Origin of the sequence: Vibrio sp. 10N.247.311.51 (genome assembly GCF_041467855.1) — a bacterium.
Taxonomy (GTDB): Bacteria; Pseudomonadota; Gammaproteobacteria; order Enterobacterales; family Vibrionaceae; genus Vibrio; species Vibrio coralliirubri.
The window spans coordinates 72,523-97,470 of sequence record NZ_JBFSVK010000022.1 but is presented as its reverse complement, the minus strand read 5'-3'; the positions used below and the strand labels follow the sequence as shown (position 1 = coordinate 97,470).

Annotated in this window: 23 protein-coding genes and 1 pseudogene; 11 read left to right on the top strand and 13 right to left on the bottom strand. The window is 43.2% G+C overall.

What is annotated here, in order from left to right; translation table 11 throughout:
* Nucleotides 1–51 precede the first annotated feature (51 nt).
* The gene (locus AB6E85_RS18355; RefSeq protein ID WP_372143548.1) at nucleotides 52–1,425 is read right to left on the bottom strand and encodes an MATE family efflux transporter; all 1,374 of its coding nucleotides are present in this window, start codon (nucleotides 1,423–1,425) and stop codon (nucleotides 52–54) included.
* A gap of 98 nt (nucleotides 1,426–1,523) precedes the next feature.
* On the opposite strand from AB6E85_RS18355, the gene AB6E85_RS18350 reads away from it, so the two are divergent.
* Entirely contained in the window at nucleotides 1,524–2,948 is a 1,425-nt protein-coding gene (locus tag AB6E85_RS18350) for a DUF2867 domain-containing protein (RefSeq protein ID WP_372143546.1), read from the top strand.
* A gap of 412 nt (nucleotides 2,949–3,360) precedes the next feature.
* On the opposite strand, the gene AB6E85_RS18345 is transcribed toward AB6E85_RS18350, so the two are convergent.
* The 3 genes from AB6E85_RS18345 to rsuA all read right to left on the bottom strand — a co-directional run bounded on the left by AB6E85_RS18345 (nucleotide 3,361) and on the right by rsuA (nucleotide 6,133).
* Nucleotides 3,361–4,020: a DUF2913 family protein gene (locus tag AB6E85_RS18345; RefSeq protein ID WP_017091686.1), complete on the bottom strand. Its 660-nt coding sequence runs from the start codon at nucleotides 4,018–4,020 to the stop codon at nucleotides 3,361–3,363.
* Nucleotides 4,020–5,237: a Bcr/CflA family multidrug efflux MFS transporter gene (locus tag AB6E85_RS18340; RefSeq protein WP_372143544.1), complete on the bottom strand. Its 1,218-nt coding sequence runs from the start codon at nucleotides 5,235–5,237 to the stop codon at nucleotides 4,020–4,022. Before AB6E85_RS18340 ends, AB6E85_RS18345 begins: the two co-directional genes overlap by 1 nt.
* Before the next feature lie 200 nt (nucleotides 5,238–5,437).
* A complete protein-coding gene (gene rsuA / locus AB6E85_RS18335) occupies nucleotides 5,438–6,133 on the bottom strand; it encodes a 16S rRNA pseudouridine(516) synthase RsuA (protein WP_017060380.1) in 696 nt (231 codons plus the stop codon).
* A gap of 97 nt (nucleotides 6,134–6,230) precedes the next feature.
* Here rsuA and AB6E85_RS18330 point away from each other — a divergent pair, with 97 nt between their 5' ends.
* The 4 genes from AB6E85_RS18330 (at nucleotide 6,231) to AB6E85_RS18315 (ending at nucleotide 10,741) form a co-directional block, all read left to right on the top strand.
* Nucleotides 6,231–7,973, top strand: a complete 1,743-nt coding sequence (locus AB6E85_RS18330) for a DEAD/DEAH box helicase (protein WP_019821311.1) — start codon at nucleotides 6,231–6,233, stop codon at nucleotides 7,971–7,973.
* A 180-nt stretch (nucleotides 7,974–8,153) separates the two neighbouring features.
* Complete coding sequence (locus AB6E85_RS18325; RefSeq protein WP_248402593.1) at nucleotides 8,154–8,552, top strand: PepSY domain-containing protein; 399 nt, start codon at nucleotides 8,154–8,156, stop codon at nucleotides 8,550–8,552.
* Nucleotides 8,553–8,630: 78 nt separating this feature from the next.
* Nucleotides 8,631–9,290: a response regulator transcription factor gene (locus AB6E85_RS18320; protein WP_017060377.1), complete on the top strand. Its 660-nt coding sequence runs from the start codon at nucleotides 8,631–8,633 to the stop codon at nucleotides 9,288–9,290.
* Between the two features lie 104 nt (nucleotides 9,291–9,394).
* Entirely contained in the window at nucleotides 9,395–10,741 is a 1,347-nt protein-coding gene (locus AB6E85_RS18315; RefSeq protein WP_017068035.1) for an ATP-binding protein, read from the top strand.
* A 94-nt stretch (nucleotides 10,742–10,835) separates the two neighbouring features.
* On the opposite strand, the gene AB6E85_RS18310 is transcribed toward AB6E85_RS18315, so the two are convergent.
* The 3 genes from AB6E85_RS18310 to AB6E85_RS18300 all read right to left on the bottom strand — a co-directional run bounded on the left by AB6E85_RS18310 (nucleotide 10,836) and on the right by AB6E85_RS18300 (nucleotide 13,500).
* Entirely contained in the window at nucleotides 10,836–11,216 is a 381-nt protein-coding gene (locus AB6E85_RS18310; RefSeq protein ID WP_048617534.1) for a VOC family protein, read from the bottom strand.
* Nucleotides 11,217–11,437: 221 nt separating this feature from the next.
* The gene (locus tag AB6E85_RS18305) at nucleotides 11,438–12,757 is read right to left on the bottom strand and encodes an LssY C-terminal domain-containing protein (protein WP_372143542.1); all 1,320 of its coding nucleotides are present in this window, start codon (nucleotides 12,755–12,757) and stop codon (nucleotides 11,438–11,440) included.
* Nucleotides 12,758–12,771: 14 nt separating this feature from the next.
* The gene (locus tag AB6E85_RS18300) at nucleotides 12,772–13,500 is read right to left on the bottom strand and encodes a glycosyltransferase family 2 protein (RefSeq protein WP_372143540.1); all 729 of its coding nucleotides are present in this window, start codon (nucleotides 13,498–13,500) and stop codon (nucleotides 12,772–12,774) included.
* Nucleotides 13,501–13,867: 367 nt separating this feature from the next.
* On the opposite strand from AB6E85_RS18300, the gene rplY reads away from it, so the two are divergent.
* The 4 genes and pseudogenes from rplY (at nucleotide 13,868) to AB6E85_RS18280 (ending at nucleotide 16,115) form a co-directional block, all read left to right on the top strand.
* The gene (rplY, locus tag AB6E85_RS18295; protein ID WP_017060373.1) at nucleotides 13,868–14,146 is read left to right on the top strand and encodes a 50S ribosomal protein L25; all 279 of its coding nucleotides are present in this window, start codon (nucleotides 13,868–13,870) and stop codon (nucleotides 14,144–14,146) included.
* A 481-nt stretch (nucleotides 14,147–14,627) separates the two neighbouring features.
* Nucleotides 14,628–14,813 (top strand): hypothetical protein, encoded by a 186-nt coding sequence (locus AB6E85_RS18290; protein ID WP_102570986.1) that lies wholly within the window; start codon nucleotides 14,628–14,630, stop codon nucleotides 14,811–14,813.
* Nucleotides 14,814–14,876: 63 nt separating this feature from the next.
* Nucleotides 14,877–15,050, top strand: a pseudogene (locus AB6E85_RS18285) (phage integrase Arm DNA-binding domain-containing protein); the annotation flags it as partial.
* A gap of 12 nt (nucleotides 15,051–15,062) precedes the next feature.
* Nucleotides 15,063–16,115: an integrase gene (locus tag AB6E85_RS18280; protein ID WP_372143561.1), complete on the top strand. Its 1,053-nt coding sequence runs from the start codon at nucleotides 15,063–15,065 to the stop codon at nucleotides 16,113–16,115.
* Between the two features lie 206 nt (nucleotides 16,116–16,321).
* Here AB6E85_RS18280 and AB6E85_RS18275 read toward each other — a convergent pair whose 3' ends face one another.
* The 3 genes from AB6E85_RS18275 to AB6E85_RS18265 all read right to left on the bottom strand — a co-directional run bounded on the left by AB6E85_RS18275 (nucleotide 16,322) and on the right by AB6E85_RS18265 (nucleotide 19,025).
* Nucleotides 16,322–16,537 (bottom strand): antitoxin Xre/MbcA/ParS toxin-binding domain-containing protein, encoded by a 216-nt coding sequence (locus tag AB6E85_RS18275; protein ID WP_372143538.1) that lies wholly within the window; start codon nucleotides 16,535–16,537, stop codon nucleotides 16,322–16,324.
* A 60-nt stretch (nucleotides 16,538–16,597) separates the two neighbouring features.
* Complete coding sequence (locus tag AB6E85_RS18270) at nucleotides 16,598–18,271, bottom strand: hypothetical protein (RefSeq protein ID WP_372143536.1); 1,674 nt, start codon at nucleotides 18,269–18,271, stop codon at nucleotides 16,598–16,600.
* 199 nt (nucleotides 18,272–18,470) lie between these two features.
* Nucleotides 18,471–19,025 (bottom strand): hypothetical protein, encoded by a 555-nt coding sequence (locus AB6E85_RS18265; RefSeq protein ID WP_372143534.1) that lies wholly within the window; start codon nucleotides 19,023–19,025, stop codon nucleotides 18,471–18,473.
* Nucleotides 19,026–19,415: 390 nt separating this feature from the next.
* On the opposite strand from AB6E85_RS18265, the gene AB6E85_RS18260 reads away from it, so the two are divergent.
* Nucleotides 19,416–20,507, top strand: coding sequence for a hypothetical protein (locus AB6E85_RS18260; protein WP_372143531.1), 1,092 nt, complete (start codon nucleotides 19,416–19,418; stop codon nucleotides 20,505–20,507).
* Between the two features lie 671 nt (nucleotides 20,508–21,178).
* On the top strand, nucleotides 21,179–21,691 hold the full coding sequence (locus AB6E85_RS18255) for a hypothetical protein (protein WP_372143529.1): 513 nt from the start codon (nucleotides 21,179–21,181) through the stop codon (nucleotides 21,689–21,691).
* A 301-nt stretch (nucleotides 21,692–21,992) separates the two neighbouring features.
* On the opposite strand, the gene AB6E85_RS18250 is transcribed toward AB6E85_RS18255, so the two are convergent.
* From AB6E85_RS18250 to AB6E85_RS18240, 3 genes are all read right to left on the bottom strand, one after another.
* Nucleotides 21,993–22,412 carry a hypothetical protein gene (locus AB6E85_RS18250; RefSeq protein ID WP_372143527.1) on the bottom strand — a complete coding sequence of 140 codons (420 nt, stop codon included), beginning with the start codon at nucleotides 22,410–22,412 and terminating at the stop codon, nucleotides 21,993–21,995.
* Between the two features lie 390 nt (nucleotides 22,413–22,802).
* Complete coding sequence (locus tag AB6E85_RS18245) at nucleotides 22,803–23,702, bottom strand: LysR substrate-binding domain-containing protein (protein WP_372143525.1); 900 nt, start codon at nucleotides 23,700–23,702, stop codon at nucleotides 22,803–22,805.
* 299 nt (nucleotides 23,703–24,001) lie between these two features.
* Nucleotides 24,002–24,832 (bottom strand): nuclear transport factor 2 family protein, encoded by an 831-nt coding sequence (locus AB6E85_RS18240; protein WP_372143524.1) that lies wholly within the window; start codon nucleotides 24,830–24,832, stop codon nucleotides 24,002–24,004.
* Nucleotides 24,833–24,948 lie beyond the last annotated feature (116 nt).

Below are 24,948 nucleotides of genomic sequence, written 5' to 3'. Positions count from 1 at the left end.
AAAGATAGATCACACGCCAAAGATAAAGTGATGCGATTGGTGCGCCCTACTTCAACTTCCTATCAAGTTTTTAATCCATTTTCTTGTTTTCATGCGATAGAGCGACCCGCCCCACTTGAGAACTTCTTCCGTGAGGAAAAGCAGATATACCCACTCAGGTGGAAACTTAAAATAGATAGCCGCGATGGCTGCCAATGGGATACCGATCACCCACTGAGCAATCAAATCTTGATAGAGGCAGAACTTCACATCACCACCCGCTCTTAACACCCCAACGATCACAGTCAATGGCACCGAGCGAATGACAATACCCACACTGAGGATCAGAATGAACTTCTCTGAGAGGGCTCTTGTTTCTTCCGTCAAGGCGCTGAAGGCACTGAGTATTGGCGTTTGAACGAAGTAGAGAAAAACGGCCACAACGATACTGGTTAAGAAACACAGAATGGTTAAGCCAAGTGCTTGATAGTAAACCGCTTCATTGTTTTTCGCGCCAAGCTGGTTACCCACTAGAACCGCTGCCGCGTTCGAAAGGCCAATCAATAAACTCAATGAGATAGACTCAACCGGCGTCATGACCGATAGCGCAGCCAGACCTTGAACGCCCGATTGTCCCATGATCGCGTGGTAAGCAAACAAACCACCCGCCCATGCTAAGAAGTTAAACGTGGTCGGCAGAGAAAGCTTCAAGAAGCGAATCACCTTATCGATCGAAGCTGCCGCTTTAATATCGCAGAACTTAAAAGCTAACAAATGCTTAGAGAAATAGAGATAACCAAACAAAGTCGCCACTTCAATCGCGCCACTCAGTACCGTCGCAATCGCCGCACCTTTGATTCCAAGCGCAGGAAAGCCTAGGTTACCGAAGATCAGTACCCAGTTTAAGAACACATTAGACAGGATGCCGATACCGCTAAAGAAGGTACTTAGCCCAGGTTTATGCATCGCTCTCAAACCTACAGCCATACTGCTGACACACGATACCGCTAGCATGCTAAATGAGGTAATGACGATGTATTCAACGCCTAGGTTGATGACCTCTTGAGAGTCGGTTGTCACGCCCATGATTTGTGCAGGAAATGAAACGAAAAATGCAATGGTCAGTAACGCAAACAGTGTCGAAACCAGCCAAGTCAGCGCGGTACTTTCTCTCACACCTTGTCTGTTACCCGCGCCCCAATATTGAGCAGTAAGAAGAGCACCGCCCGTGGTAACACCCACCAGCATAATGGTCGTCACGAACATCGCTCGGCTCGCCACACCCACAGCTGCAATGTCTGCTTCGCCAAGTTGCCCCAACATCAATACATCCACCAAGCCTCGGCTTGAAAACATAATGCTCTGCAAGGTGATAGGCAGTGCAATCGCAATAAGCCTGCGAACAAAATCACCTCGTGTGTGATGAATAATTGAAGAGAGCAACATAGAGAAAGACCTAAACGGAACGTATTGATGAATAAAGATAAATATCGCGCTATTATATCAATGTTCGGTTTTTAACCACAGATATAAATGGAGTAACAATGAAGAAAGTACTGGTTTTAGGCGCTTCTGGATATGTTGGTTCGCAACTCCTCCCTCTCCTGCTTGAGCAAGGCTATCAAGTCACGGCAGCAGCAAGGCATATCGACTATTTAAAGGCACGAACCGAGCCTCACGAAAACTTATCGCTTGAGTATCTTGATCTGGCCGATCAAGCTGCGACACAAGCCTTAGTCCCCGACTTTGATCTTATCTTCTTTCTCGTCCATGGCATGGCAGAAGGCCACGACTTTATCGATTATGAGCTGAACTTAGCCCGTAACTTTGTTTCGGCTCTTGGCCCAAAGAATCAACACGTCATCTACCTGAGCTCTTTACAGCCTCAGACAGGTGATTCAGAGCATCTTCAAGCGAGAAAGAAAACTGGCGAACTGCTTCGTAAAGGACCTGTACCGGTAACCGAGCTCCAAGCAGGCGTCATCATAGGCCCCGGCTCTGCGGCATTCGAGATCATGCGAGATTTCGTGTACAACTTGCCTATCATGATTGCGCCAAAGTGGGTCGACTCTAAAGCCAACCCGATTGCCTTGCAGAACCTGAACCATTACCTGTTGAAACTTGCACAAGACACGCCTAGCGAAAGCCAAACCTTTGAGGTTGGCGGCCCGGATATTGTCTCTTACCGAAACCAGTTTGCTCATATTGCCAAAACTGCCGATCGTCCACTCAGGCTATGGGCGACATCGCTACTGACACCAAAGATTGCTTCATATTGGTTAGGCGTGGTGACTTCTGTACCGTCCAACATAGGCAGAGCACTGCTTGCAGGCTTAAAGCACGACTTCATCGCCAGTTCGACCACCATCAGAGAAAAGTACCCTCAGAAGCTTATCTCGTTCGAAAATATGGTTGAACAAGCCATTCACGCTGAAGGAAACTTTGTCAAAAGCAATGTGTGGGGCTTTGATAAAACCGCATTCAAACGCTGGCAAGCTGGGTATGGCTATTACCCGAAGAAAACAGGCGCAAGTATCACCTCAAGCGCTTCATTGGAATCGCTTTGGCATGTTGCTCAGCAAATCGGAAGCCCGAAGCAAGGTTACTTCTTTGCTAACACTTTATGGCGCACACGCGAATGGTTGGATGTTCTTTTCGGTGGCGGTGTACCGGTTCGACAAATGCCAGAAGGGCCCAACCTAAAAGTCGGTGACAAAATCGATTCATGGAAGGTCATTCGCTGTGAAGAGAATCAGTTTTTATCCCTGCTTTTCGGTATGAAAGGCCCCGGTTTAGGGCGACTCGAGATTACCGTCTCTGACCTCGGAGACTCTCGCGAGCTGAACATTTCAGCGTGGTGGCACCCTAAAGGCTTTCTAGGGTTACTGTATTGGTTTGCGATGATGCCTGCTCACCTATTTATCTTTAAAGGCATGGTAAAGGCGATTGAGAAGCAAGCGAGAGAATAGATAAGAGATACGAGTAACGAGATGCGAAGAGAATAAAAGCAGATGCGGGATTCGGGTAACGGGATGCGAAAAGATTAAAAGCAGATGCGAGATTCGGGTAACGGGATGCGAAAAGATTAAAAGCAAATGCGGGATTCGAGTGTCGAGATGCGAAAAGGTTAAAAGCGGATACGGCATTAGAGTCACGGGATGCGAAAAACTAAAAGCAGATGCGGGATTCGAGTGTCGAGATGCAAAAGATTAAAAGCAGATGCAAGATTAGGGTGACGGGATGCGGAAAGATTAAAAGTGAATTCGGGTAACGTGATGCGAAAAGACTTAACAGCAAATTAGCGACACGCGCTATGAGAGGCAAAAAAAGAGCGGATAATTCCGCTCTTCGTATCTCTCATCTCGCATCTCGAATCCGCTATTAGCCGATAACGCTAATTGGGATCTCAGCCAGTTGGTTGCCTTGGTTAGCAGGGTAAACGATGTATTCACCGTGATACTTCACCGCAGACTTATAGTCCGTTACTTTGTGAAGCATGAAACCCGCTTCCATCGCCGCTTGGATGAACTCTGCGTGGTTACCACGAACAAACCAGTTCATTGGCTTAACCATCAACTCACCGTCGAAAGAGTCGTCACATTGTTTGCCACACAAAGCAAAAGAGTGCTCGCCATCGGTGAAGAATTGAATCTTGCCGCCAGTCGTTAGCTCGTCTTCACTCGATACGCTCCAACCCATCTCGTACATTTTGTCCATGAACGCTTCAACATCACTGTCTTTTAGCACTTTAGGCTCTTCGCCTTCAGGGAAAAAACGTCCGTAAAATGCAGAAATGCGTTTAAAGGTAAAAGTTAAATCAGAGTTATTGCCTTTTGAGCGACCCTGTTTCTGCCAGCGAACTAAGTCAGGCACAATCACGCGATCATAAGCTTGAGATTTAATCGCTTTTGTTACCCAACGAACAAGATAAAGGTTGTTCGCGATAGGCGCGTCGATCGCTTTGCCAGACTTATGCAGAGCATACAGCTCGCCCAGCGCATCGTTCACTAACTTCTGAATTTCAATATAGTATTTTGACATTATGCCTTCTTTCCTAATGTCCAATATAGTAATGCTGACAGTATTGCACATGCTGCCATCACCATAGCCATTGGCCCTGCAGTGTCACTTGGTAGCATGGCAACAATTGCCCCCACCACAGAACCAGTACCAAATCTTAATGTGCCCGCAAGCGAAGAAGCTGTGCCGGCCATATTCGGGTATCCGCTTAAAAGCAGCGCCATTGAGTTACTACCAATGGTAGACAGTGTGCCGATAAACAGCATCACGAATGGCACAATACCCCACAAACCAATATCTAACATCCATCCGACTAACAGACCTAAGCCCGCAAACAGTTGAATGGTTAAACCGACTCTGAGCATAGCGTGAGAGCCCACTTTCTTAACGATTCGACCGTTGATGCTCGTCATCAAGATCATAGCAACAATATTCAAGCCGAACAGATAGCCAAACAGATCAGGGCGAACGCCATAGATATCGATGTAAACGAATGAACCTGCCGTTAAGAACGCAAACATCCCTGAAAATGAGAATGCACCAGAGAAAATCAGGCCCATCGCCGTTGGGTTCTTACACAGGCGAGCGTAGTTACGAATCGTTGTTTTAAAGCGCAATGGTTGTCGGTTTTCTGCAGGAAGCGTTTCTGGGATCTTCATCGATACCGCTAGAATCACGATCACAGCAAAAATAGCCAGTACCCAGAAAATTGAACGCCAACCGAACCACAACGCTAAGTAGCCGCCAATCATCGGAGCAACCAATGGCGCAACTGTCATCACCAAAGTAACGAAAGACATGGTTCTTGCGAAATCTTCACGATCGAACATGTCTCTTACCACCGCTTGGATGATAACAGCCGCCGCAGCACCAGCAAAACCTTGAGCGGTACGGATGTAAGTCAGCGCTTCAATACCGTGTGTTGTCGCACTCACCATCGACGCGATAGCAAACAAGAACACACCAATAAGCAATATAGGCTTACGACCGTAGCTATCTGCCAACGGGCCATGCAGTAACTGCCCCAACGCAAAACCTGCGGTATAAGCTGTTAGCGTGATTTGTACTTCACCCGCCGTCACACCAAGATCTTTAGCAATGGTCGGCATCGCTGGCAGATACATATCAATGGCTAGCGGAGTAAGTGCACCAATCGCGCCAAGAATCAAAAACAGCATTAAGCCTAATTGAGGGGTTTCTGGTTGGGAGCTTGGGCTCTGTGAGGTCGATGTTTGCATGGTTCTCCGAATGTTCAACTGATAGAGCTAGGGACTAGCGTGAGTACGCGAGTCAAAGATTGGCTGAGACTTTCCTAGTACCAGTCAACATCATCAGCCGACGCTATCCATGGTCGGCTTTACAACGAAAGGGTTATTTCCAGCAAAAGTTGTTTCTTGCTAAGAACAATTTCTTGTTAAGAGCAACTTCTAGCTAAGGACTACTTCCAGATTGAATCGACTTCTTCTTGCGTTAGGTAACGGTATTCACCTAACTCTAAAGATTCGTCCATCTCAATTTCGCCAATACGTTCACGGTGTAGTGCTTCTACCTTGTTACCAAGAGCAGCAAACATACGTTTAACTTGGTGGTATTTGCCTTCGTGAATCGTTAGCAGCACTTCACGCTCTGCACGAACTTCTAGGTGTGCAGGAAGTGTTAGGCCATCTTCGCTCTTAAGCTGGATGCCCTCTTTGAATTTTTCAACGTAATCGTCTTCAACAGGTTCAACCAACCACACACGGTACGTCTTCTCGCACTTGTGCTTTGGCGAAGTGATACGGTGAGACCACTTACCATCGTCGGTAATCAACACAAGACCTGTTGTATCAATATCTAGACGGCCAGCAAAGTGCAGCTTGTCCATTTTGATTTCATCAAGTAATTCAAACGCGATACGATTTGCGCCATCTTCATGCGAACAAACAAAGCCTTCTGGCTTATAAAGCATGATGTAACGTGGGCCGTGAACATTCAGTTCATTGCCTTGCCATTCCACAACGCACTCTTCAGTTACCTTGAGTGAACCGCTTTTTTGAATGACATCATTTACTGTCACTGCCTTGGATTTTAATAAGTGTGTTGCTTCTCTTCGAGTGACGCCTAATGCATCGCACAGAAATTTATCTAAACGCATGAATACCTCAACTAATCTAAGTCGGGTATTATAGTCACCTTTGCTCAATTAGTTGAGCTATTTCACACTATTTGTTTTCCTTCTTACAAGACGCGATATGTATACACTCCGCCCGTACCAAGCTGATTCAGTAAAATCAGTGATTCATTACTTCAGAAAACACCAAACTCCGGCTGTTCTCGTGCTTCCGACAGGTGCAGGAAAAAGCCTTGTGATTGCAGAGTTGGCAAGGCTTGCGAAAGGTCGAGTGTTGGTACTTGCTCACGTAAAAGAGTTGGTTGAACAGAACCATGAAAAGTATGAAGGTTACGGGCTGAAAGGCTCGATTTTCTCTGCGGGTTTAGGACGCAAAGAGACCGACCAACAAGTCGTATTTGCTTCGGTGCAATCTGTGGTGCGAAATCTCGATTCATTCTCTAACCAATTTTCGCTGTTGGTTATCGACGAATGCCACCGTGTTCCCGATGAAAAGACCAGTAGTTATCAGAAAGTCATTACTCACTTACGCGAGAATAATTCTGGTATCAAGGTACTTGGATTAACAGCGACCCCATATCGTCTTGGGATGGGTTGGATTTATCAATACCACACTCGCGGTCAAGTGCGTTCAGATGAGCCACGCTTCTTCCGCGACTGTATTTTTGAGCTGCCGATTCGTTACCTGCTCGACGAAGGCTTCTTAACTCCTGCACGTATGATCGATGCACCCGTGTTGAGCTACGACTTCTCCCAGTTAAAGCCAGCGAGCACTGGCCGCTACAAAGAAGCAGAACTCGACATGGTGATCGAGCAATCGAAACGAGCGACCCCGCAGATTGTCGACCAAATCATTCACCTAGCCCAAGACAAACTCGGCATCATGGTATTCGCTGCGACCGTTCGACACGCGCAAGAGATCCTCGGCTTATTGCCAGAAGGTGAAGCTTCAATTGTGATTGGTGATACACCAACTCTCGAGCGTGACCAAATAATCAGCGACTTCAAAGAACGTAAAATCAAATTCTTGGTTAACGTATCGGTATTAACCACAGGTTTTGATGCGCCACATGTCGATTTAATCGCGATTTTACGCCCGACAGAATCAATCAGTTTGTATCAACAAATCGTTGGCCGTGGTTTACGCCTATCCCCAGGTAAGAAAGAGTGTTTGGTGCTCGACTATGCGGGCAACAGTTACGACCTTTACCAACCTGAAGTGGGCGACCCTAAACCCGATTCAGACAGTGAAATCATCACCATCCCCTGCCCGGCGTGCGGCTTCAATAATAACTTTTGGGGCAAGCTAGACAGCAATGGCTTCTTACTTGAGCACTTTGGGCGCAAATGCCAAGGCTACTTTACCGATGAAGACACGGGCGAACGCGAGCACTGCAACTATCGTTTCCGAGCGAAATATTGCGGTGAATGTGGTGCGGACAACGACATTGCCGCGCGCATTTGCCATGAGTGCGATGCAACCTTAGTCGACCCAGACAAAAAGCTGAAAGAAGCACTGAACCTAAAAGATGCCTTGGTATTTGAATGTTTGGAAATGGACCTCAACGTGCTTAAAGACGAGAAAGGTAAATCACAACTTAAGGTCACCTATCGTGGTGAAAACCAAGCGCAAGTGCATGAGTTCTGGTCATTAACCACCAAAAAGCAGAAGCAGAACTTCAAAGACCAGTTTGTTCGCCCTCACCTTGCAGACAGGCACCGCCCTTTTGAAGAAGCGTCACCAACGAAAGTGGTTGCTCACCAACATAGATTCCGCCCACCTCAATTCGTGATTGCACGTAAGGTCGGACGCTTTTGGAAAATGAGAGACAAGATATTCGAAGACGAACTACAGCAGCGTTAAGGTTAAGAATTAAGGTAAGTCTTACGTTCTTAACACTCGGCGGTTAGTGTTATGTATTAAGGCCTTCGCCATTTGAGCGTTAAGTTTTTCGGTATCAAATTCTCATTATTAATCAGGTTCACTTTCTGTTCAGAATTACTTTTTTATACTGAACGCTATCAACCTTCTCTAGGATTCGCTATGTTTAGTAAAGCTATGATTTCTTTGTTTTCTATAAGCTTAGGCTTATTTGTTTCTGCTGGCGCATGGGCTGACTCACATCATAATGGTCATGAATTAGTGCAGGACGTTCATAAAGCAGGAACCAGCATCGAATTTGAAGAAGACCAAGACGAAGTCTACGAAGCCGTACGAGAAGGCTACATTCGCCCTTTCTCAGAAATGTATGCCGCGGTTGAAAACGATCTTCATGGCAGAATCATAAAAGTAGAACTAGAAGAAGATGACGACATTTGGGTGTATGAACTAAAAATCAATTACCAAAACAACATCATCAAAGTCGAATACAACGCTGAGACGTTAGAAATGCTTATGATTAAAGGCCGCAACTTTAAAAACGCAATTAAACACGGCGACTAGTTACGTACGACGAAGAGCTAAGCACAACGAATAGTTAAGCACGACGAACCGTCATTACAAGAATTAAGAAGAACAATTATGAAAATTTTAGTCGTTGAAGATGAGCCTCGTTTGGGCCAACAAATTATTGAAACACTTGAGGGAGCCGACTGGGTTCCAGAGCTTTCTCAAGACGGTATTGACGCACTCTACCGTGCAACGTCAGAAGAATGGGACGCGATTGTCCTCGATTTAGGTTTACCTAAGCTTGACGGCCTAACGGTATTAAAAGGCATTCGAGACGAAAATATCAACACACCTGTGATTATCTTAAGTGCTCGTGACACACTAACTCAACGTGTTGAGGGCTTGAACGCGGGTGCTGATGACTACCTAACTAAGCCATTTGAGATGGTCGAACTGATTGCCCGTATCCGTGCTCAACTGCGCCGCGCATCAGGCAGTGCTGCACCAATACTTCAAATCGGCGACCTAAGCCTAGACACACGCAGTTCTAAAGTGTTGTGGCAAGGCCAAGCGGTTAGCCTTACCGCGCTAGAATATAAAGTCGTTGCGTACTTCATGCATAACCAAAACAAGGTTATCTCGCGCACAGAGCTGGTTGAACACATCTATAAACAAGACTTCGACCGCGACTCAAACACGGTTGAGGTGTTCATTGGTCGTATTCGCAAAAAAATCGCACCAAAGATCATCAAAACCGTTCGTGGCCTTGGCTACCAACTGAATGCCGAATAACTCAGTCGTCAATCACATCAAGACTAACCATCAATTAAGTGGACAGCCTGTTCTGATCATCTCAATACGATAAGTTACGATGAGCAAAGGTAGGCTGGAAATGCATGAATCTAAAGAAACGAACACTTAAAAACATCAGTCTAAAAAGCCGCTTGCTCCTTGCTGCGGCTTTTTGGCTAGGTGCGATGATATTAGCGGCAGGTGTCGGGATTCCGAAACTGGTTAACGACTACCTCGTCGACGACATGAAGCAGCAACTCGGCTTAACCATGGACGAGTTAACTGCCAATATCGAAACCAATGACAGTGGTAACCTGATCATGGCTGAACGCCTGTCTGATCCTAGGTTCAACCAGCCCTACAGTGGTATTTATTGGCGCGCCGCTACCCAAGAGCAGATCATTCGATCTCGCTCGCTATGGGATAAAGACCTCACCATCAAGCGTTCGCCAATTCACACATCAGTCAAAGGGCCTGAGAAAGAAAAGCTGATTTACATCGAGCAAGATATCTACCTGCCTGAACTGAGCGACCCTGTCACGATCACCATTGGTATTGACGAAGATCCGCTAGAGTCGACTCTGACAGAGCTTACTGGCCAAGTCTGGTTGATCCTAATGCTGCTGTTTGTTGGTGTGCTGATGTTGATCGGTATTCAAGTCAGTTGGTCGTTATTACCGCTCAGCAAGATGCAACGCGAACTGGTGATGCTAAGAAACGGCGAGCAACAAGGGTTAAGCGATAACTACCCAAAAGAAGTTTCTCCATTAGTCTCTGATCTCAATGCCCTGCTCTTCCACTATCAAGAGCTATTAGAGCGAGCTCGTAACCACGCGGGCAACTTATCTCATGCGTTGAAAACACCGCTTTCAGTTCTAAAAAATGAGATAGAGCGACTTCCAGAGGATGACAAGGCACTGCTGCAACAGCCCATTCATCAGATTCAAAGCCAAATCGATTATCACCTTGGCCGCGCTCGTATGGCAGGTGCAATGAACATTCTTTCGGTGAAGTCTTCACCTTGTGAGCGTGTCGAAGCGATCTCAATGGCGTTTGATAAAGTTTATGCCGCCAATGAAGTCACCATGATTAACGAGCTAGACTCTGAGATTGAAGTGGCGGTAGAAAAAACTGACCTTGATGAAATGGTCGGTAACCTACTCGAGAACAGTTACAAGTGGGCGGGCAGCATTATTCGTGTCCATGCAAATGAACTCGACGATGGCAACATAGAATTGGTGATCGAAGATGATGGCCAAGGCATTCCTGAAGAGAAGCTTGAGCAAGTGACCAAACGTGGCGTTCGACTTGATGAAACCACACCAGGAACAGGCTTAGGGCTTAATATCGTGAATGAAATGGCGCACAGCTACCGAGGCAGCCTAACGCTCAGCAAGAGCTCAATGGGCGGCTTAAAAGCTTCTCTGGTGCTTAAAGTAAGTAAAGGCTGAACAAGCTAAGTAAAAGTGAAACCAATAAGCCCTAGCGTAATACTAGGGCTTAGTTTTATCTCGGTTCAACGAAACACTGCTCACTTCAACATAATTAGCCCATCGAATGTAGCCCAATCATATTGCCTTCTGTATCGCTAACTACACTAATAAAACCATGCTCACCAATGTCCATTTTTGGCACTTGTAACGTGCCGCCATTGGCCGCAGCCAAACTTGCTTCTGTCGCACAGTCTTCACAAGAGAAATAAACCATGGTGCTGTTGCCTCCCGCTTTTACATCGGACATCTTACATAAAGCACCGGTGGCACCATAACTCTCCATCTCGCAAGGGAATACCCACATCTCAACATCGATTCCGGTTTCATTCTTCAACTTTTCCAGCGTCACTTTAAATACTGACTCGTAGAAAGCTTTTGCTCTCGACATATCATCAACATAAATTTCAAACCAACCAATCGGATTCATTTGCATAACGTTGTCCTTAGCTTTCGCCGCTTACTCGCCCTTAATGAGCATAGTCAAAGTAGAACAAGTTATAGCCGGGGCATTGCGTGGGAGAAGGTGATGTTTGGATAAACATGGCAAGCAGATAGTGCAAAGCCTTGTTTGATTGAGGGTTCAAACAAGGCTTGAGTTTGTTGATATCTAAGAAAAACCAGAGCACTACGCAGAAAGGTTTCGTTGATTCGACCTTATATATCACTCTGGATATCGTTCACCGCGACATCTAAAGTTTGTGAATTACCACTAAGGGTCGTTGCTCCAATCATTAATACCCGACCATCCGTATAATAGTCATGATCGTCATTGATCACTTCCACCGTTGCCAATGGGTACTTGTCTAACTCGATGTCTGGTAGTGACGTTCGTATCTGATTAGCGAGCCTATCTCGCTCTTCATCAACGTTAGGGTCAATGTTATGAAGTACGGTCACAATGCCTGAATAAGGGGTGACCTTAAGGCCATCATCATAGCTAATTGCACCTAACCACTGAGGCTGGTTAGTTTTAATATCAACACCTGCGCGCCACCAGCGAATATGGCTGCGCTTCATCAAATTACCCGGCAATTGAAACGCCATATCTTGTGGCTTGTCTCGCCAATATAAATCGGACACAGGTGGCGTTTTGTCTCTGAGCAATGCGAGATAGCCAGCCCATTCAATCTCATTTCGAGAGAAGGTTTGATTCTCTATCCAGCCTAATTGCTTCATTAAATCTCTTGGGGTCGCTCCAACATAAATGACGTTGATCGCTTGCGCTGAGTAGAATGACGATTTCCCTGGGAATGCTTTATAGGTAACCGAGTTCCAGTCTACTTTGTTTATTTGAGCCGTCTCTTGTTGATTCTGAAAATCATCCGCTTTCCAAAAAAAGTGGGCGTAGTTCGCAAACAATACCCACGCTAACATCAGCGCACTCGACTTAAGAACCAAGCGTCGCCACTTCATTCGGTAACCGATAATGGTGAAGACTAATACCGCGAACACACCGACGATCAAGCTATTATGCTCAGAGATAAATATCTTAAGACTATTAAGCCACGGAAAGTTTTCAACGCCGTGCGCCAGCAACATACCCCAAGCAATGAACTGCCCTCCACCAAGAGCCAAACCGATAAGCGCCAACACACTAAAATTGCGCCACGCTACACGATGCGAACCCGCTATAAATGGCACAACCCAGGCAATAGGCCCTAATAAGCGAGCAAAAAGAATGATGTATGTGCCTTTGCGAGCAACCAGATAGCGGCAGCGCGCGATTAATCTTTTGGTTTTAGGACGAAACTTAATGAGCCTTCGTTGCGCCTTAGCACCGTATCTATAACCAATGAAATAACTGAGTTGGTCACCAAGTAAACCACCTAGCATTACCAAAACCAACGCCATCCATGCACCTGAATACAGTTGAAAGCCCGCTGCGATAAAAAAGGGCTCTCCCGGTACAAATAGGTTTGGGCCAATGAGAGCATCACCCAATGCTCCCAGAAATAGCCCTAGTCCATCAAACATAACAACCTCAATGCTTACTGTTCTTTGTAGTGACCAAACTTGTAGTTCATCTCGTTGTTACGCATTTCGCCTTTAAAGAAGCGTCTTACATTGGCTTTAAGATAAGTAGAGCCTGTCTTCACAACGCCATCTTGGTCTAAACGACGTGGGTCAAAGCCAAAAGTCATATTAAGGAATCTAAATCGCCATGTTTTGCTCGCACGTTTTACGTAGTCACAGTCTTCACACAGTACGATCTCTTCATCGAAACCGCCTATCTCATCATGCGCTCGTTTAGTCGAGAAAATACATGCGCCAATCACCGTCGGGAAAAAGAACTGAGTAGTAAACAAGCCTGCGTTAAATAGCCCGTAACCAAACTTGTGTACAAGCGGCAAACCTTTCGAGCTCATGTACACACCCGCCACTTCAAGCTTCTTCTCTTCTAGTTCATAAAGCGCTTTCGCAAGGAAGTTTCGAGGCAAGCTCACATCGGCATCTAGGAAAAGGATCCTGTTGTATTGCGCCAATGACGCACCTGTATTTCGTCCAAGGCTCACACCACGGTTTTCCATATGATGAACTGTTAATTTTGGCAACGCGTTTTCATAAGCTTGTGCCACTTCTCTTGTGTTGTCTTCACTGTTCGAGTCGACAACAATCACTTCAAACTCTTGGTGGGTTTGCACGCTCAACTCTTCCATTAAGCGGCTAATGCGTTTCTCTTCATTTAGCGTAATTACGACAATGCTTACCGGTTCCATATTTTCACCTATTCATTCTGCTGTTTAATTAACACTAAGATTAACGAACTAAGCCTTAACCAAGTCTTAGGCAAACATTCATTTTCCGTTCATTAACTTGATGATTTAGCGGTGATATAAATAGATAAGAATGGCGATGTAAAAGAGGTTAAAATGCGCTAAACAAGCGTTAGCGAACGTTTTATCTCCAAACGAACCCATTATCGAAGGAAATTCACTTTGAGATGGGCTTCTGACTTGCTCATATTGGAATGTGATGTTAGTATCCGCGCTCGCTTAAGCATGAACTTTTATGTTTAAGCATTACCACACACTCAAGGTCGCATTGAGGTGTGAAGTTAATTTTTACTAATTTGAGAGTAAAACTATGAAATTTGAAGCAGTAGTACGTACTGAACTAGGTAAAGGTGCGAGCCGCCGCCTACGTCACGCTGGTAAATTCCCAGCTGTAATCTACGGTGGCGAAGCTGAAGCTGTAGCTATCGAACTTGTTCACGCTGACGTGATCAACCAAATGGATAAGCCTGAATTCTACGAAGCAATCACTCTACTGATTGACGGCGCAGAAGTTAAGGTTAAGCCACAAGACGTTCAACGTCACGCGTTCAAGCCAAAAGTTGAGCATATGGACTTCATCCGTATCTAATTCCCTACCAAGGAATAAGATTGGATTAATCCAGCCTTCTGCATAGAAAAGATAATCGATCTTACCAGTCGAGAAATCTAGAAATTCGAAACCCCGATGCTACCAACATCGGGGTTTCACCGTTTCTGGGGTTTAGAAAATCGAGTAATATTATTATTTTTCATAACCTTAGACGGTAAATGAGTAAATAGTGAAAACACGAAAGATCACTATGGTGACACTATCGTGACGGTATACAGTGCTAACATGGCGTGTTATTCACTCTTATAAGTCCTCACGACACCTCTCCCCGAGCTTGGTCTTTAAGCAACAAGCGACTTGTGACTTTGGCCCAAATAGCACTTGTTCGATTATTCGAAAAAACAATTAACCACGCAAAATTGCGTCCTTATTTGTCAAATTCGTTGTTGTTACTGATTACATTGATATCAGGTGAACGATCACCTGACTTCAAACCAATATAATTAGGCGGAGAGCAATTATGAGCGTGCGAACACTAACACCTAAAAAGTACCTTGAAGAAAAGTACCCAGGTTCAGGGATTACAACAGCAACAGTGCATAACTGGTGCCGAAAAGGCTACTTGCCCTATGTACTAACACCAAGCGGTAATCTGCTCGTGTTAGTAGACGAGAATCGTAATCTTCAGTTAAGTAACTGGCAATGACCGCCGGATATTAGGTCACTACTCGATTCTTAGGGTAGTGATCTAACCTTCTGCTATCGAACTATGGGTAGAAACCGCTCAATCAACAATATCGACTTACCGCCTTACCTTTATCGATATCGACATAAAGACGGCAAGGTTCGTTATCGCCTAAAGCTTGAATCTGGGCGTTATTTCAATTTTCCTAAAGATACAAAAAAGCTCCACGCTATCAATGAAGCAGTTAACTATAATATCCAATACCGCTCAATGGCACAGCGCATTAAGCAAGCTCACCTTTCTACAGAGCAAACTGAAAGTAAATTCAATATTCCTTTAGGCAAAGCGCTAAAAAAAATCTTTCCAATGATTGAAAGAGAAGAGCTTTCACCAGGTTCACTGAAGAAGTATCAATCAATAATGCAGAAACTCTATGATGATTTGGGAACAATACTCACACATGACTTGAATTTAGAAATGTTGAATGCATTCTTAAAAACACATTATGGTGAGTCTTCATCTCAGAACTACAACAATAACCTCAGCCATATCAAAAAAGCATTCAGTTACCTAGCTGATCAATCATTTATACCAGACAACTTCATGCGCAATAAAAAGCGTTTAAAAGTCATGAAGTCAGAACGTGTTAAAAAGCGCCAAAGACTGACGTTAGAAGAATTTGAGTTAATTTATAGTAACGCACCAACCTTTCTTAAAGTCGCTATGGCGTTGACGTTAGAGACGACACACTCTGTCAACGAAGTATGTCGTATCAAATACAACATAAGAGAACCCAAAGATAACCGCTGTGGGATTGTATGGAATCAAGATAAGAAACCAAATATGCTCCATGGTGAAAAAGTTTATGGATACCTTTATATTCATAGACAGAAAGTCCAAAGCTCAGCAGCATCTAGAGTGAAGATCCCTGTCACTCAGTCCATCTACGACATTGTACAGCTAAGCTATTCAGATCGGGTATCCTGCCCTTATATCGTCCATAAGAAGCCTATACAACAGCAACGAGGCATAGCTCAAGATTGTGACCATATCTATCAAGTGCAAAGTCATTACCTAAGTAAGCAGTTCAGTAAAATCCGCGACAAAGTGGGAGTTAAGTCTGACTTACCGAGCAACCAAAGACCTACGTATCACGAGATTCGCTCCTTAGCTGCTCGGTTGATTGAACAAAAAGGCTTAAGTGCCACCAGCAGGATGGCTCATAACGACGCCAAAACCACTGAGATTTATACGAAACCTGACGAAACAGTATGGAATGAGTGTGAGCCCATTTCACTGAGGACTTATTCGAACGACAACTAAAGTAGTGTACTAATCTTTGGCGAAGATTAGGCTGGCAGCGAACATATTTAGTACTTCCAGTTACTGGCCAAATAATGTCGCTGTTCTCCCCATAACTAACAGAACGAATTGTCAACGTTTTCCACTTTTTACTATAACTCAATGCCAAGCATTGGCACCGACTCTTTCACATAACTGACACGAAAGCTAAAGTATTAAGTCCTTAATTATGAAAACACTCCATTCTCTAAACGACCAATAAAATCTAGAACGACTTTGGTGTCTTCTACTGTCGAAAGCATATCAATTGGCCTTTTGTTACCAAGTCCTCGAGCTGGTTCTTTAAGCCAACGTTCAGCAGTTTCTTCACTTCCAAACAGTACTAGGGCTGCCTGAAAAATTTCATCATAATTCTTTTTAGTTTCTTTACTCACCTTAACCATCTACTGAGCATATATAACAAATCTCATTCGCCATACCGACATTGAGAATAGTAAACTTAATCAATTCATTAAGTTATCGTCTATAAACCGCTTGGCCAAGTACTCTTTCTTTTCATTCGGAGTAAAATCTGATGGAACCGCTTTCAGCTCTTGGGGTAAGAACACTTGGCCATATAGCATCGCATTGTAAACAAGGTCAATCAGTTGGCTTTCTGCCATGAAAACACCTGCTTCTGCTGTATCTTTTGTGTGAGACGGGCTTGTGCAGCGAACTAAATTGTTTTGTCTGGGTGGTAGTTCAATGTTTGTACCACTATAAATTAGGTCCTTAGCCAGCTCGGAATCAATATATCTAGATAACGTGCGCTGGCTAAAATCAAGGATCTTGGGGGCAATATTGTCTTGCCAAAGATCTCTACCTATAAAATCAACCAGTGATATATCCCATTCCAATAGCAGAGTTTTCAATGTAGTCAGTAAAGTGCTTTGTTTATACTTTGACAATAAAACCGGAGCCGATGGCTTGGTCAGCTTACGTTTCAAGTTTCGATTGAATGCCTTTGCTAATGCTTTGTTTGCTTCTACTAATTCAGGTGCTGTATCCCAGTATTGGTATATACCTTCGTACTTTTGTAACTCAGGGTATTTTTTCAAGTTACTCACTACGGATTCAATATCTAAGAGTGACGCTGAACACAAGCGGCCAACATCAATGTTATCTTCCCAATTGGTTAAGTGTTCATCAAAGTTATCCACCATCGATGTGTGAAGTTGGATGGACTTACAATCGAGGTTGGCTAATTTGGTGAACCGACACAATAAGTCGATTTGACTCCAAACGCTATCATCTTTAAGCAGCAGCTTAAACTGCTCTCTTAAGGTCTTTAATGTATCTAATTTGTTTGCATGGGTAATGGTCACATTGTTCAGCGTAAGAGTAAAAATTGCACCTTGACGTTGAAAATACAAGCTCCCATCAGAGTAAGCAATGTTACTAGTACTTAAAAGTTTTAACTCACCACTTTCCTTTATTTCTGGTCTAAGGAAACCATTATTTAGTAAGTGTCCGAGTACCTGAAGTTCAGTTTTCTCACCCATTGGATTGCAAAAATCTCTGTTCATGAAAAGCAATAAAGGGTCAGTTCGCAAGTATTTGTCAGATAACGAGGGACGCAAATTCATTGACTTTACATGGTACTTCTCTGAGTTAAGGAAAGTGTAAAGACAAAGAATGTCGTAACAAGATAGTTGAGTTGGTTGAGGGGAAGCTACAAACGGCTCACCCTCTAGAATCGTTTTTTCATAACAACAATTCTGACAGTAGCAAACTTCATGTTGTCCATTTAAATATTCAATTTCACTGTGCTTACATAAGGGGCAAATTTTATGCTGTTCTTTAAAAGTACGCCTATGCCCTTTTAAATTAATGAATTCGACCATCGGCACGTCACAATAGAGGCATAGCGTCTTAGTAAAGAGCGGTGGGAAATTACGATAGAAAGGTTGAAGCAATTGAATTTTTGGGAAAAGTTGCTTAAGTTCATTCGTTACTTTCGTAACTGTAGAGGACTTGTAAGTTTTGTAGATTCTAGCAACCTCTTCAGGAGGTAGAACGTGAAAAGGTCCAGCATGCTTGAGCTGCCCACCTTCATACTTAGTGTTATCCACCAATGTATTTATGTCTGGTTCACCTTTAACTACAAGTTGAGTATTATTATGCTTGGAAATTAACATGGTTTCTTTGTGCTTCTACCTAGTTTAGAGTTGGTATATACCGCTTACTATATAACTCAAAAACATTAATTTAAAAAACACAATGAACAACTTATCGTTGATCCACTAAAACTCTTTTTAATACTTGGACAAGACATAGCTTAGACAAGCCAACCGCGAACCATAGAATATATGACTTTAAGCTCTGCGGACTTAGATTTTATTTGAGTACACCCACTCTAACTATAGCTTCTGTCGCAGCTTTGAGCTTAACAACTTTATCAGTAGTCATATTGAAGCTCATTTGATATTTTTCCGTTGAAGCAATTCGAAGTTGGCGCTCTATAGACATCAGATCATCAATAGCTTTTCGTAGTTTAGCCGTTGCCCTTCGAATCTGACGCATCGCTTGCATCACTGAAGCTTCTGAAACTAAATTACGGCGTTTCATATCGTGATGTTGTGCATTGAGAATCATCTCAAAGCCTCGGATACAACCGTTAGCAACAAACAGTTCACCGATGACTAAGTTACCAAAGTAACTATCAACATTTTCTGATTGCTCAATCTCAGAATAAGCATCTCTAAGCTTTTTAGTTTGAGCATCTAGCTGACCAATAATAACTATCGCTAAGTCATAGTTCTCATCTGATAGATAAAACTCGTCATTTTCACACTCAAAGTATTCCAGACGAAATGCCATAGCTTGAGCAATAATGCTACTTATAGAATCACTGGCACTACCACCGAAAGCAGCTAGAATATTTTCACTCATAACTTGTCTCTTATTAATTGCAATCTAAAATCATTATAAGGGTATGCAAGTAAAATGATAAGCCTAGACAGTGCCTGTTAATCAATGGTTATCGGTACACTATACTCGCCGACCACTTCACTCCTAGCGAAAAGATTCGGTAGATACGCTCGGTATGATTTGACAGTTTCTGGGAAAATATTGGACATTTCCAAGTTAGTGAAAAGTCCGCTACAAAACAAAAAGAGGTCATATTAACCTCTTGCCTCTCATAAGTTCGTACTCTCGATACTTAGAGCTACGCTTTTACGATCACATACAGCGATGTGACGTATACAAGGTATAGGTCAATGACTAAACCTTTGCTAATTGATATGCTGTTACTAATTACTTGTAACTATTTAAATATCAATGGAAAAATTAGTAACTGCACTGTCTCCATACCTACAGGACTTAGACCCTAATACCCTAACTATAATTAGCATCGTAGTATCTGCTGTTGGTGTACTGCTAAGTCTAGTAGTAGCTTTGATGGGGGTATGGTTCGCGGTTGCTCAATATAGATTGAAACGTTCAATCAAAATTAATACCTCAGTGACATTCTCTCAAAACATATATTATACAGATACCTATCCAGCTCAGATTATTCTTCAAAATCTCAAGGATAAATCAGAAGCAATCTTCGGTATCCACATTCAATTAAGTAACAACACGTACATTACTTTGGAAGATTTAGAAGATTCACCACTTGTAATTCAACCATTCGAAACTATTGTGCGGAACTACAAGCCACTATCTTTCTATGGCTGTAACGGTCACAAAGTGGACATTAACCGACTAATAAAAACTAGAAGAAAGATAGTAGTGGTGCTCACTACCAACAAGGGGAAGTATGTTACAAAACAGCGAAAGCACTGCTGGAGTCCAATCCTTGCAAGCCTCAATAATGATGCGATAGCTGCGCTACAATCAGAACGACTTAGCATAACTTTTCCAAACAAGTATGAGTACACCGTACCATCTGATGCGAAATTCATCATAAAGTATGTACAGGACGGCAAGCCAATAGCTAACTTTATTTATAAAGAAAAATTGAGGTTCAAGGATAATCCCAAGGTATTCGAGTTCACACTTGAATCACTGGCAAGCAAACGCACTATCCAAAAACACATTGCCGACCTTCATGAATCACTTCAGTCTCATAAAATTGACCTAGAATCACTAGACATTACCGCTGTCGATGAAATGCCTGAATATAAAAGACTTGAAAGCTTTTATACAAAATCAACTAAACTAGATGCTAACTCATGGCTAGTCGTCAATGTACTGGGGAAAGTTGACACTTTCTATAGGCGACACAAAATGAAACAAGGTAATCACGACCGTTACAGCAAGAGTTTCACGTACAATGAAAAGCTTGTAACGAAGTGGGTGCTTGTCCTTGCTTTTGGCGCTTTAATTACAGTTGTACTAGGTCATCAAGCTATGGACTGGTTGGGATAAATCTTGTCCAAAACCCGTCAGAGCAACATAAAGAAGCTGATGACTTAGCCTCTTTGTTGTTGCGCTAGCAAACTTTGGGGCACTTTCGAGCTAAAAAGTTCCACGGGTAAAAAATCAACCTGAGAAGCTTTTGGACAGAAGTGTGTCATCGCTTCCCCTAAATTAGCAATTCATGGATAACTAAAGGTATGGAAAGTCGTTAACTTTATGTCCAGCATCAATGGTGCAGATCATTATTTAGGGAGTAGAAAGGTGTTTCACTAATTTATACTAGCCTTTTGATGCTAGGGCTTTGGGGGAAGCTACCTTTATACACCCAAAAACCAATACTAAATTGGTGCAATAAGGTATAGGAGGATCTGAACATTTGTTCGGGTCCTTTTTTTAATTTTTCTTTTTGCTTAGTCTCGACAACCGAGTGAACTAAATAAGAATCGTACGATCACGTGGAATTAACCCCTGTGATGTATCACTCGGAATAACTGTTAAAAGCGCCTTGAGGATGGATAACTTCAAGTATTGTATGTGAGCTTAGGAGAACTATTGCGAGGAGTATAATTATACTTAAAAAAGGTTATTAGGCACTCACTGCAGACGGTTATTTTAAAACATCAGAAAATGTTATATGATAGATTTTTAAATTAATTGTATTAATAACAGGATGTTAACCGATGTTTGATAGAAAGTTTTTGGTGGTAATTGTTGCAGCAACCGTCATATCTGGATGTAGTGCTGTAAGCGATAATAAGACATTTGATTCGTTACCAGTTGACCTAGAAGGAAACAACTTCGCTAAAACTGAATCTGGCGGACCTATTAATGACAGATATGCCTATAACATTAATAAAATAAATGGCGAAATGCGACCGTTCTTTGCTAGAACTTATGCTCTTCCTGCTGACAAAGAGTTATTATTTTCAGTTAGCTGCTACGACAAGCAAAGCAAAGACACCGTAAGTACCTTCAATTTTAATCAAACATTACAAGCTAACCAATGCTACAGGGTAATTGGTGATTCTACTAAGCATAAACTAGTGCATAATTTCATCTACACCGATAAAGCCACAGGTGAAACAAAGACTAAAACATCATACAACACCTATTCTCGAGGTCCGGATTTCTGTAAGGCGGTTAAACTCAAAGCGGTCGAATGCTCTTCAAATTGGTTTGTGAACCCATTGTAAAGACATAGATTTCACTAATTGAGTCTAAGTGGTTTAAGCCGGCATGGTTAATCCTCGTGACTTAACAAGAAAGCCGCTAATACAGCGGCCTTTTCTCTTTAATTATACTGTTCTAAATCAGCTGGATAGTTAAGTCGAATTTAATCTCCGCGATACAACACTTAGATTTATAACGAACTGCATTAGAACAATACGGATAACTGTTGGTAAGGGAAAGTCGCTTAGTGAGATGTCTAATTTCCAGAAGCTGATCGGACTATGTAGACCACCCATTTAAATCACCATTGCAACTAAGCCTCTGTTATCTATCCTTGCATGTAGCTATTACACCCATACCGGATGCTTTAAAAAAAATGATGCCATCGCCATAGTACTGTCCACCGCTTATTTTAAAGTTTCCGGATTGCTCAAGATTAGAGTCAAATGCAAATTCTAAATTCTCGCTGTAGCTAATTATCGCATTGAAACCACCTTCTTTGGCTTCCTCTTCCATATCAATCTCGATTCTGTTAGAAATTGCATCAACTTGATCCGCAAAAGAATTATCATTGAAGTCAATTGCTTTACCAAAACGCCATCGAGAGATCATAACTGCATCTGTTATGACACAATCTTTATCGATAATTTTGTCCGTAGTGTAAGCACCATACCACTGAACATTATTTTCCTTGGCCACTATGAGAGGTGAAGCAAGAATTAATAATAAAATGATTTTGTTCATACCTACATTCCCTTTGATTAACTAAACACAAAACCCACACACTCATCCATGTAACTTATTCGAATTCATATTAAGTCTAAGTTTTATCCCTTTTCTATGAAAGTCAACGCATAAGGTGTTTTATGAGTTGGAAAGGGGGGGGCGGAGGCCTTAATTTGACCTGCATGTGCCTCTTTCAAGCTTACCATAACGGTATGACCACTAAAATTTGATCTTTTTGAGGCGCGTTGCTAGCAAAAAGGTATTTATAAAGATTGATCAATTTCTGAAACGTTTTTGGACAATTCCGTGTCAGGGGATCTACTAATTTAGATTAATACGGATAACTTTAGGTATTGTGAATCTCAGAACGCCCCCGCTTGATAAGGTGCAACCCATGCCCCAAATTGCTCACTTAAATCTATTACTATCCACCAATTTCCGTTTCATAAAATCAATAAAACAACGAACTTTGAGTGGAACATAACGAGTCTGCGGATAGATGGCATTAAACGGTAGGTTTTGCCCAGAGTATTCACCTAACACTTGTTGTAATCTACCTGTGTTAATATGTTCGTCAACCATCCAATTGGGTAATTGTACAAGCCCACCTCCTGAGAGTGCCACTTCCAACAGTACGTCACCGTTATCGCTTTGAAAGTTACCCTTAACAGGGACTGTAAACTCTTTCCCGTCACGGCTAAATTGCCAAACGTTAATCGATTTTAGGTTGGAAAATACAAGGCAGTTGTGGCGTTTTAGATCCGTTGGCTCTTGGGGTTCACCGTGTTGGACGAGGTAACCGGGTGAGGCCAGCAGGATCATTGGATTATTAAAAAGGTGCCGTGCGACCAGTGTTGAGTCTTCGAGCTTTCTCGCGCGAATGGCGAGATCGATGCCATCACTGATCAAGTCCACGTGTCGATCACTTAATGATAAGTCGACTTTAATTTCTGGATAGAGGGCAAAAAACTCCGACATCATTGGTGCGATCACTAAGCGACCGAACGCTACGGGAGCTGCAATCCGAATCACACCTCGTGGCGACGCCACTTCTGAACGTGCTCTGGCCTCTGCTTCATCCAGCTCACCAAGAATAGCAACACACTGCTCGTAGTACTCCGCACCGACCGGAGTTAAAGCATGGTCGCGGCTACTGCGAGTTAATAGCTTAACCCCAAGCTTGCTCTCTAGAGCCGCAACCTTTTTGCTGATGGTCGTTTGGGTGGTATTCATTTCTCGGCCCGTTGCAGAAAAACTTCCGGTTTGGACGACTCGAACAAACGCTCGCATTGCACTAAGTTGATCCATGAATAGCCTTAATTATTCTTAATTCGCATAGTTGGAAGTCATACTAGCATGGTTTTAGTCGTATTTATCAGTAGCTATTATTTCTCCTTTGCTATCTACAGCATGACTACATTGCACATTTCTTGTGCCCGAGGAGAGAAAATATGACTTTTATTAAATCAACCCGAAAACTGTTTGGAACCGCACTGAATGCAGCGCTACTTTCCGCTTTCTGACTTAATCAAACCAATGCAGCGCGACCCAAACCGAAGCTAGCTCTTTCTGGGCTACGGTTTCCATGAATTACCTGATAGGTATCATTATTTCTTTAACGGGAAACTACAGCTACCTTTGCTTGGTATTGGATCCGGCTCAGACGGTAAGTTCAAATAATCGTAACTTGGATCGTTGCGACCAGTATCGCTGCCATCGTGCCACTCACCCGAACGACCATCTTGGTTGGTATCACGTGTACCTTTGAATTTATCCATGTAGCCTTCAGCAAACTTGCCAGACGCAGGCACATTGGTGAACCAGTCAAATATGGTGTGTCGTCGCAACACACGCCACTCATCACCACGTTTTTCAAATTTAAACATCATTCGACCGTACAAGGTCACTTCGCGCGCTTTCTCGCCTTCACCCGCTAAGTGAAATGCCCAGACGTAACTTTCGGCGGTTGCTGAATGCTCGTCAACTAAATCGATAATAACGTTGCTAACACGGTGTTGGGTAGAGCGTAAGGTCGCAAAGCCTTTCATTGCCTGACATGGGAATTCATTGTAGGTCGCAGGTGCTGGGTTGTTTTTTTCATCTGAGAAAAATACCGGAAATTCTGGATCTTGATGTTCTTCAATCGCCTCAGGCCAGTAAACAGAGCGCATCAGGCCACGGTCCATTCGATCTAAAGAACGCATAAGATGGTTAATCACATCTCGGATTGCTTCTTTATCCAATAGATCTTGAATTCGACTTTCAGCGCTTTTCTGCCAATTTGCACTTGCTACGTGTTCAACTGCAGCGCTGCGTTCAATCCCCGAGCCATTTGCGGTTTCTCCTGCTAAAGCGTATGGCATTGATATAGCGCTAGCACTGAGAAGCATTAGCCCAAATAGGCGGTGAAGTTTGGTTTTTTTGGTCTTTAGTTTCATACGGTCACTCGTAGTCAGTAGGTTTGTGAGTGGCAGAATCATAGCAACCTGAAATCTCGCCTCACACTGTGCAAAAAGGCATACCAACAAGTCAAGTTTGGAATAATCAAGCCCCC

What these genes read in the sequence shown, in the direction of transcription:
- AB6E85_RS18265 (WP_372143534.1), bottom strand. Translation starts at nt 19,025, where the DNA reads ATGAGTGAAAATATTCTAGCTGCTTTCGGTGGTAGTGCCAGTGATTCT.
- AB6E85_RS18305 (WP_372143542.1), bottom strand. Translation starts at nt 12,757, where the DNA reads ATGTTTGATGGACTAGGGCTATTTCTGGGAGCATTGGGTGATGCTCTC.
- AB6E85_RS18350 (WP_372143546.1), top strand. Translation starts at nt 1,524, where the DNA reads ATGAAGAAAGTACTGGTTTTAGGCGCTTCTGGATATGTTGGTTCGCAA.
- AB6E85_RS18325 (WP_248402593.1), top strand. Translation starts at nt 8,154, where the DNA reads ATGTTTAGTAAAGCTATGATTTCTTTGTTTTCTATAAGCTTAGGCTTA.
- AB6E85_RS18320 (WP_017060377.1), top strand. Translation starts at nt 8,631, where the DNA reads ATGAAAATTTTAGTCGTTGAAGATGAGCCTCGTTTGGGCCAACAAATT.
- AB6E85_RS18275 (WP_372143538.1), bottom strand. Translation starts at nt 16,537, where the DNA reads ATGGTTAAGGTGAGTAAAGAAACTAAAAAGAATTATGATGAAATTTTT.
- AB6E85_RS18280 (WP_372143561.1), top strand. Translation starts at nt 15,063, where the DNA reads ATGGCACAGCGCATTAAGCAAGCTCACCTTTCTACAGAGCAAACTGAA.
- AB6E85_RS18345 (WP_017091686.1), bottom strand. Translation starts at nt 4,020, where the DNA reads ATGTCAAAATACTATATTGAAATTCAGAAGTTAGTGAACGATGCGCTG.
- AB6E85_RS18355 (WP_372143548.1), bottom strand. Translation starts at nt 1,425, where the DNA reads ATGTTGCTCTCTTCAATTATTCATCACACACGAGGTGATTTTGTTCGC.
- AB6E85_RS18330 (WP_019821311.1), top strand. Translation starts at nt 6,231, where the DNA reads ATGTATACACTCCGCCCGTACCAAGCTGATTCAGTAAAATCAGTGATT.
- AB6E85_RS18245 (WP_372143525.1), bottom strand. Translation starts at nt 23,702, where the DNA reads ATGGATCAACTTAGTGCAATGCGAGCGTTTGTTCGAGTCGTCCAAACC.
- AB6E85_RS18270 (WP_372143536.1), bottom strand. Translation starts at nt 18,271, where the DNA reads ATGTTAATTTCCAAGCATAATAATACTCAACTTGTAGTTAAAGGTGAA.
- AB6E85_RS18300 (WP_372143540.1), bottom strand. Translation starts at nt 13,500, where the DNA reads ATGGAACCGGTAAGCATTGTCGTAATTACGCTAAATGAAGAGAAACGC.
- rsuA (WP_017060380.1), bottom strand. Translation starts at nt 6,133, where the DNA reads ATGCGTTTAGATAAATTTCTGTGCGATGCATTAGGCGTCACTCGAAGA.
- AB6E85_RS18255 (WP_372143529.1), top strand. Translation starts at nt 21,179, where the DNA reads ATGTTTGATAGAAAGTTTTTGGTGGTAATTGTTGCAGCAACCGTCATA.
- AB6E85_RS18315 (WP_017068035.1), top strand. Translation starts at nt 9,395, where the DNA reads ATGAATCTAAAGAAACGAACACTTAAAAACATCAGTCTAAAAAGCCGC.
- rplY (WP_017060373.1), top strand. Translation starts at nt 13,868, where the DNA reads ATGAAATTTGAAGCAGTAGTACGTACTGAACTAGGTAAAGGTGCGAGC.
- AB6E85_RS18260 (WP_372143531.1), top strand. Translation starts at nt 19,416, where the DNA reads ATGGAAAAATTAGTAACTGCACTGTCTCCATACCTACAGGACTTAGAC.
- AB6E85_RS18290 (WP_102570986.1), top strand. Translation starts at nt 14,628, where the DNA reads ATGAGCGTGCGAACACTAACACCTAAAAAGTACCTTGAAGAAAAGTAC.
- AB6E85_RS18240 (WP_372143524.1), bottom strand. Translation starts at nt 24,832, where the DNA reads ATGAAACTAAAGACCAAAAAAACCAAACTTCACCGCCTATTTGGGCTA.
- AB6E85_RS18310 (WP_048617534.1), bottom strand. Translation starts at nt 11,216, where the DNA reads ATGCAAATGAATCCGATTGGTTGGTTTGAAATTTATGTTGATGATATG.
- AB6E85_RS18250 (WP_372143527.1), bottom strand. Translation starts at nt 22,412, where the DNA reads ATGAACAAAATCATTTTATTATTAATTCTTGCTTCACCTCTCATAGTG.
- AB6E85_RS18340 (WP_372143544.1), bottom strand. Translation starts at nt 5,237, where the DNA reads ATGCAAACATCGACCTCACAGAGCCCAAGCTCCCAACCAGAAACCCCT.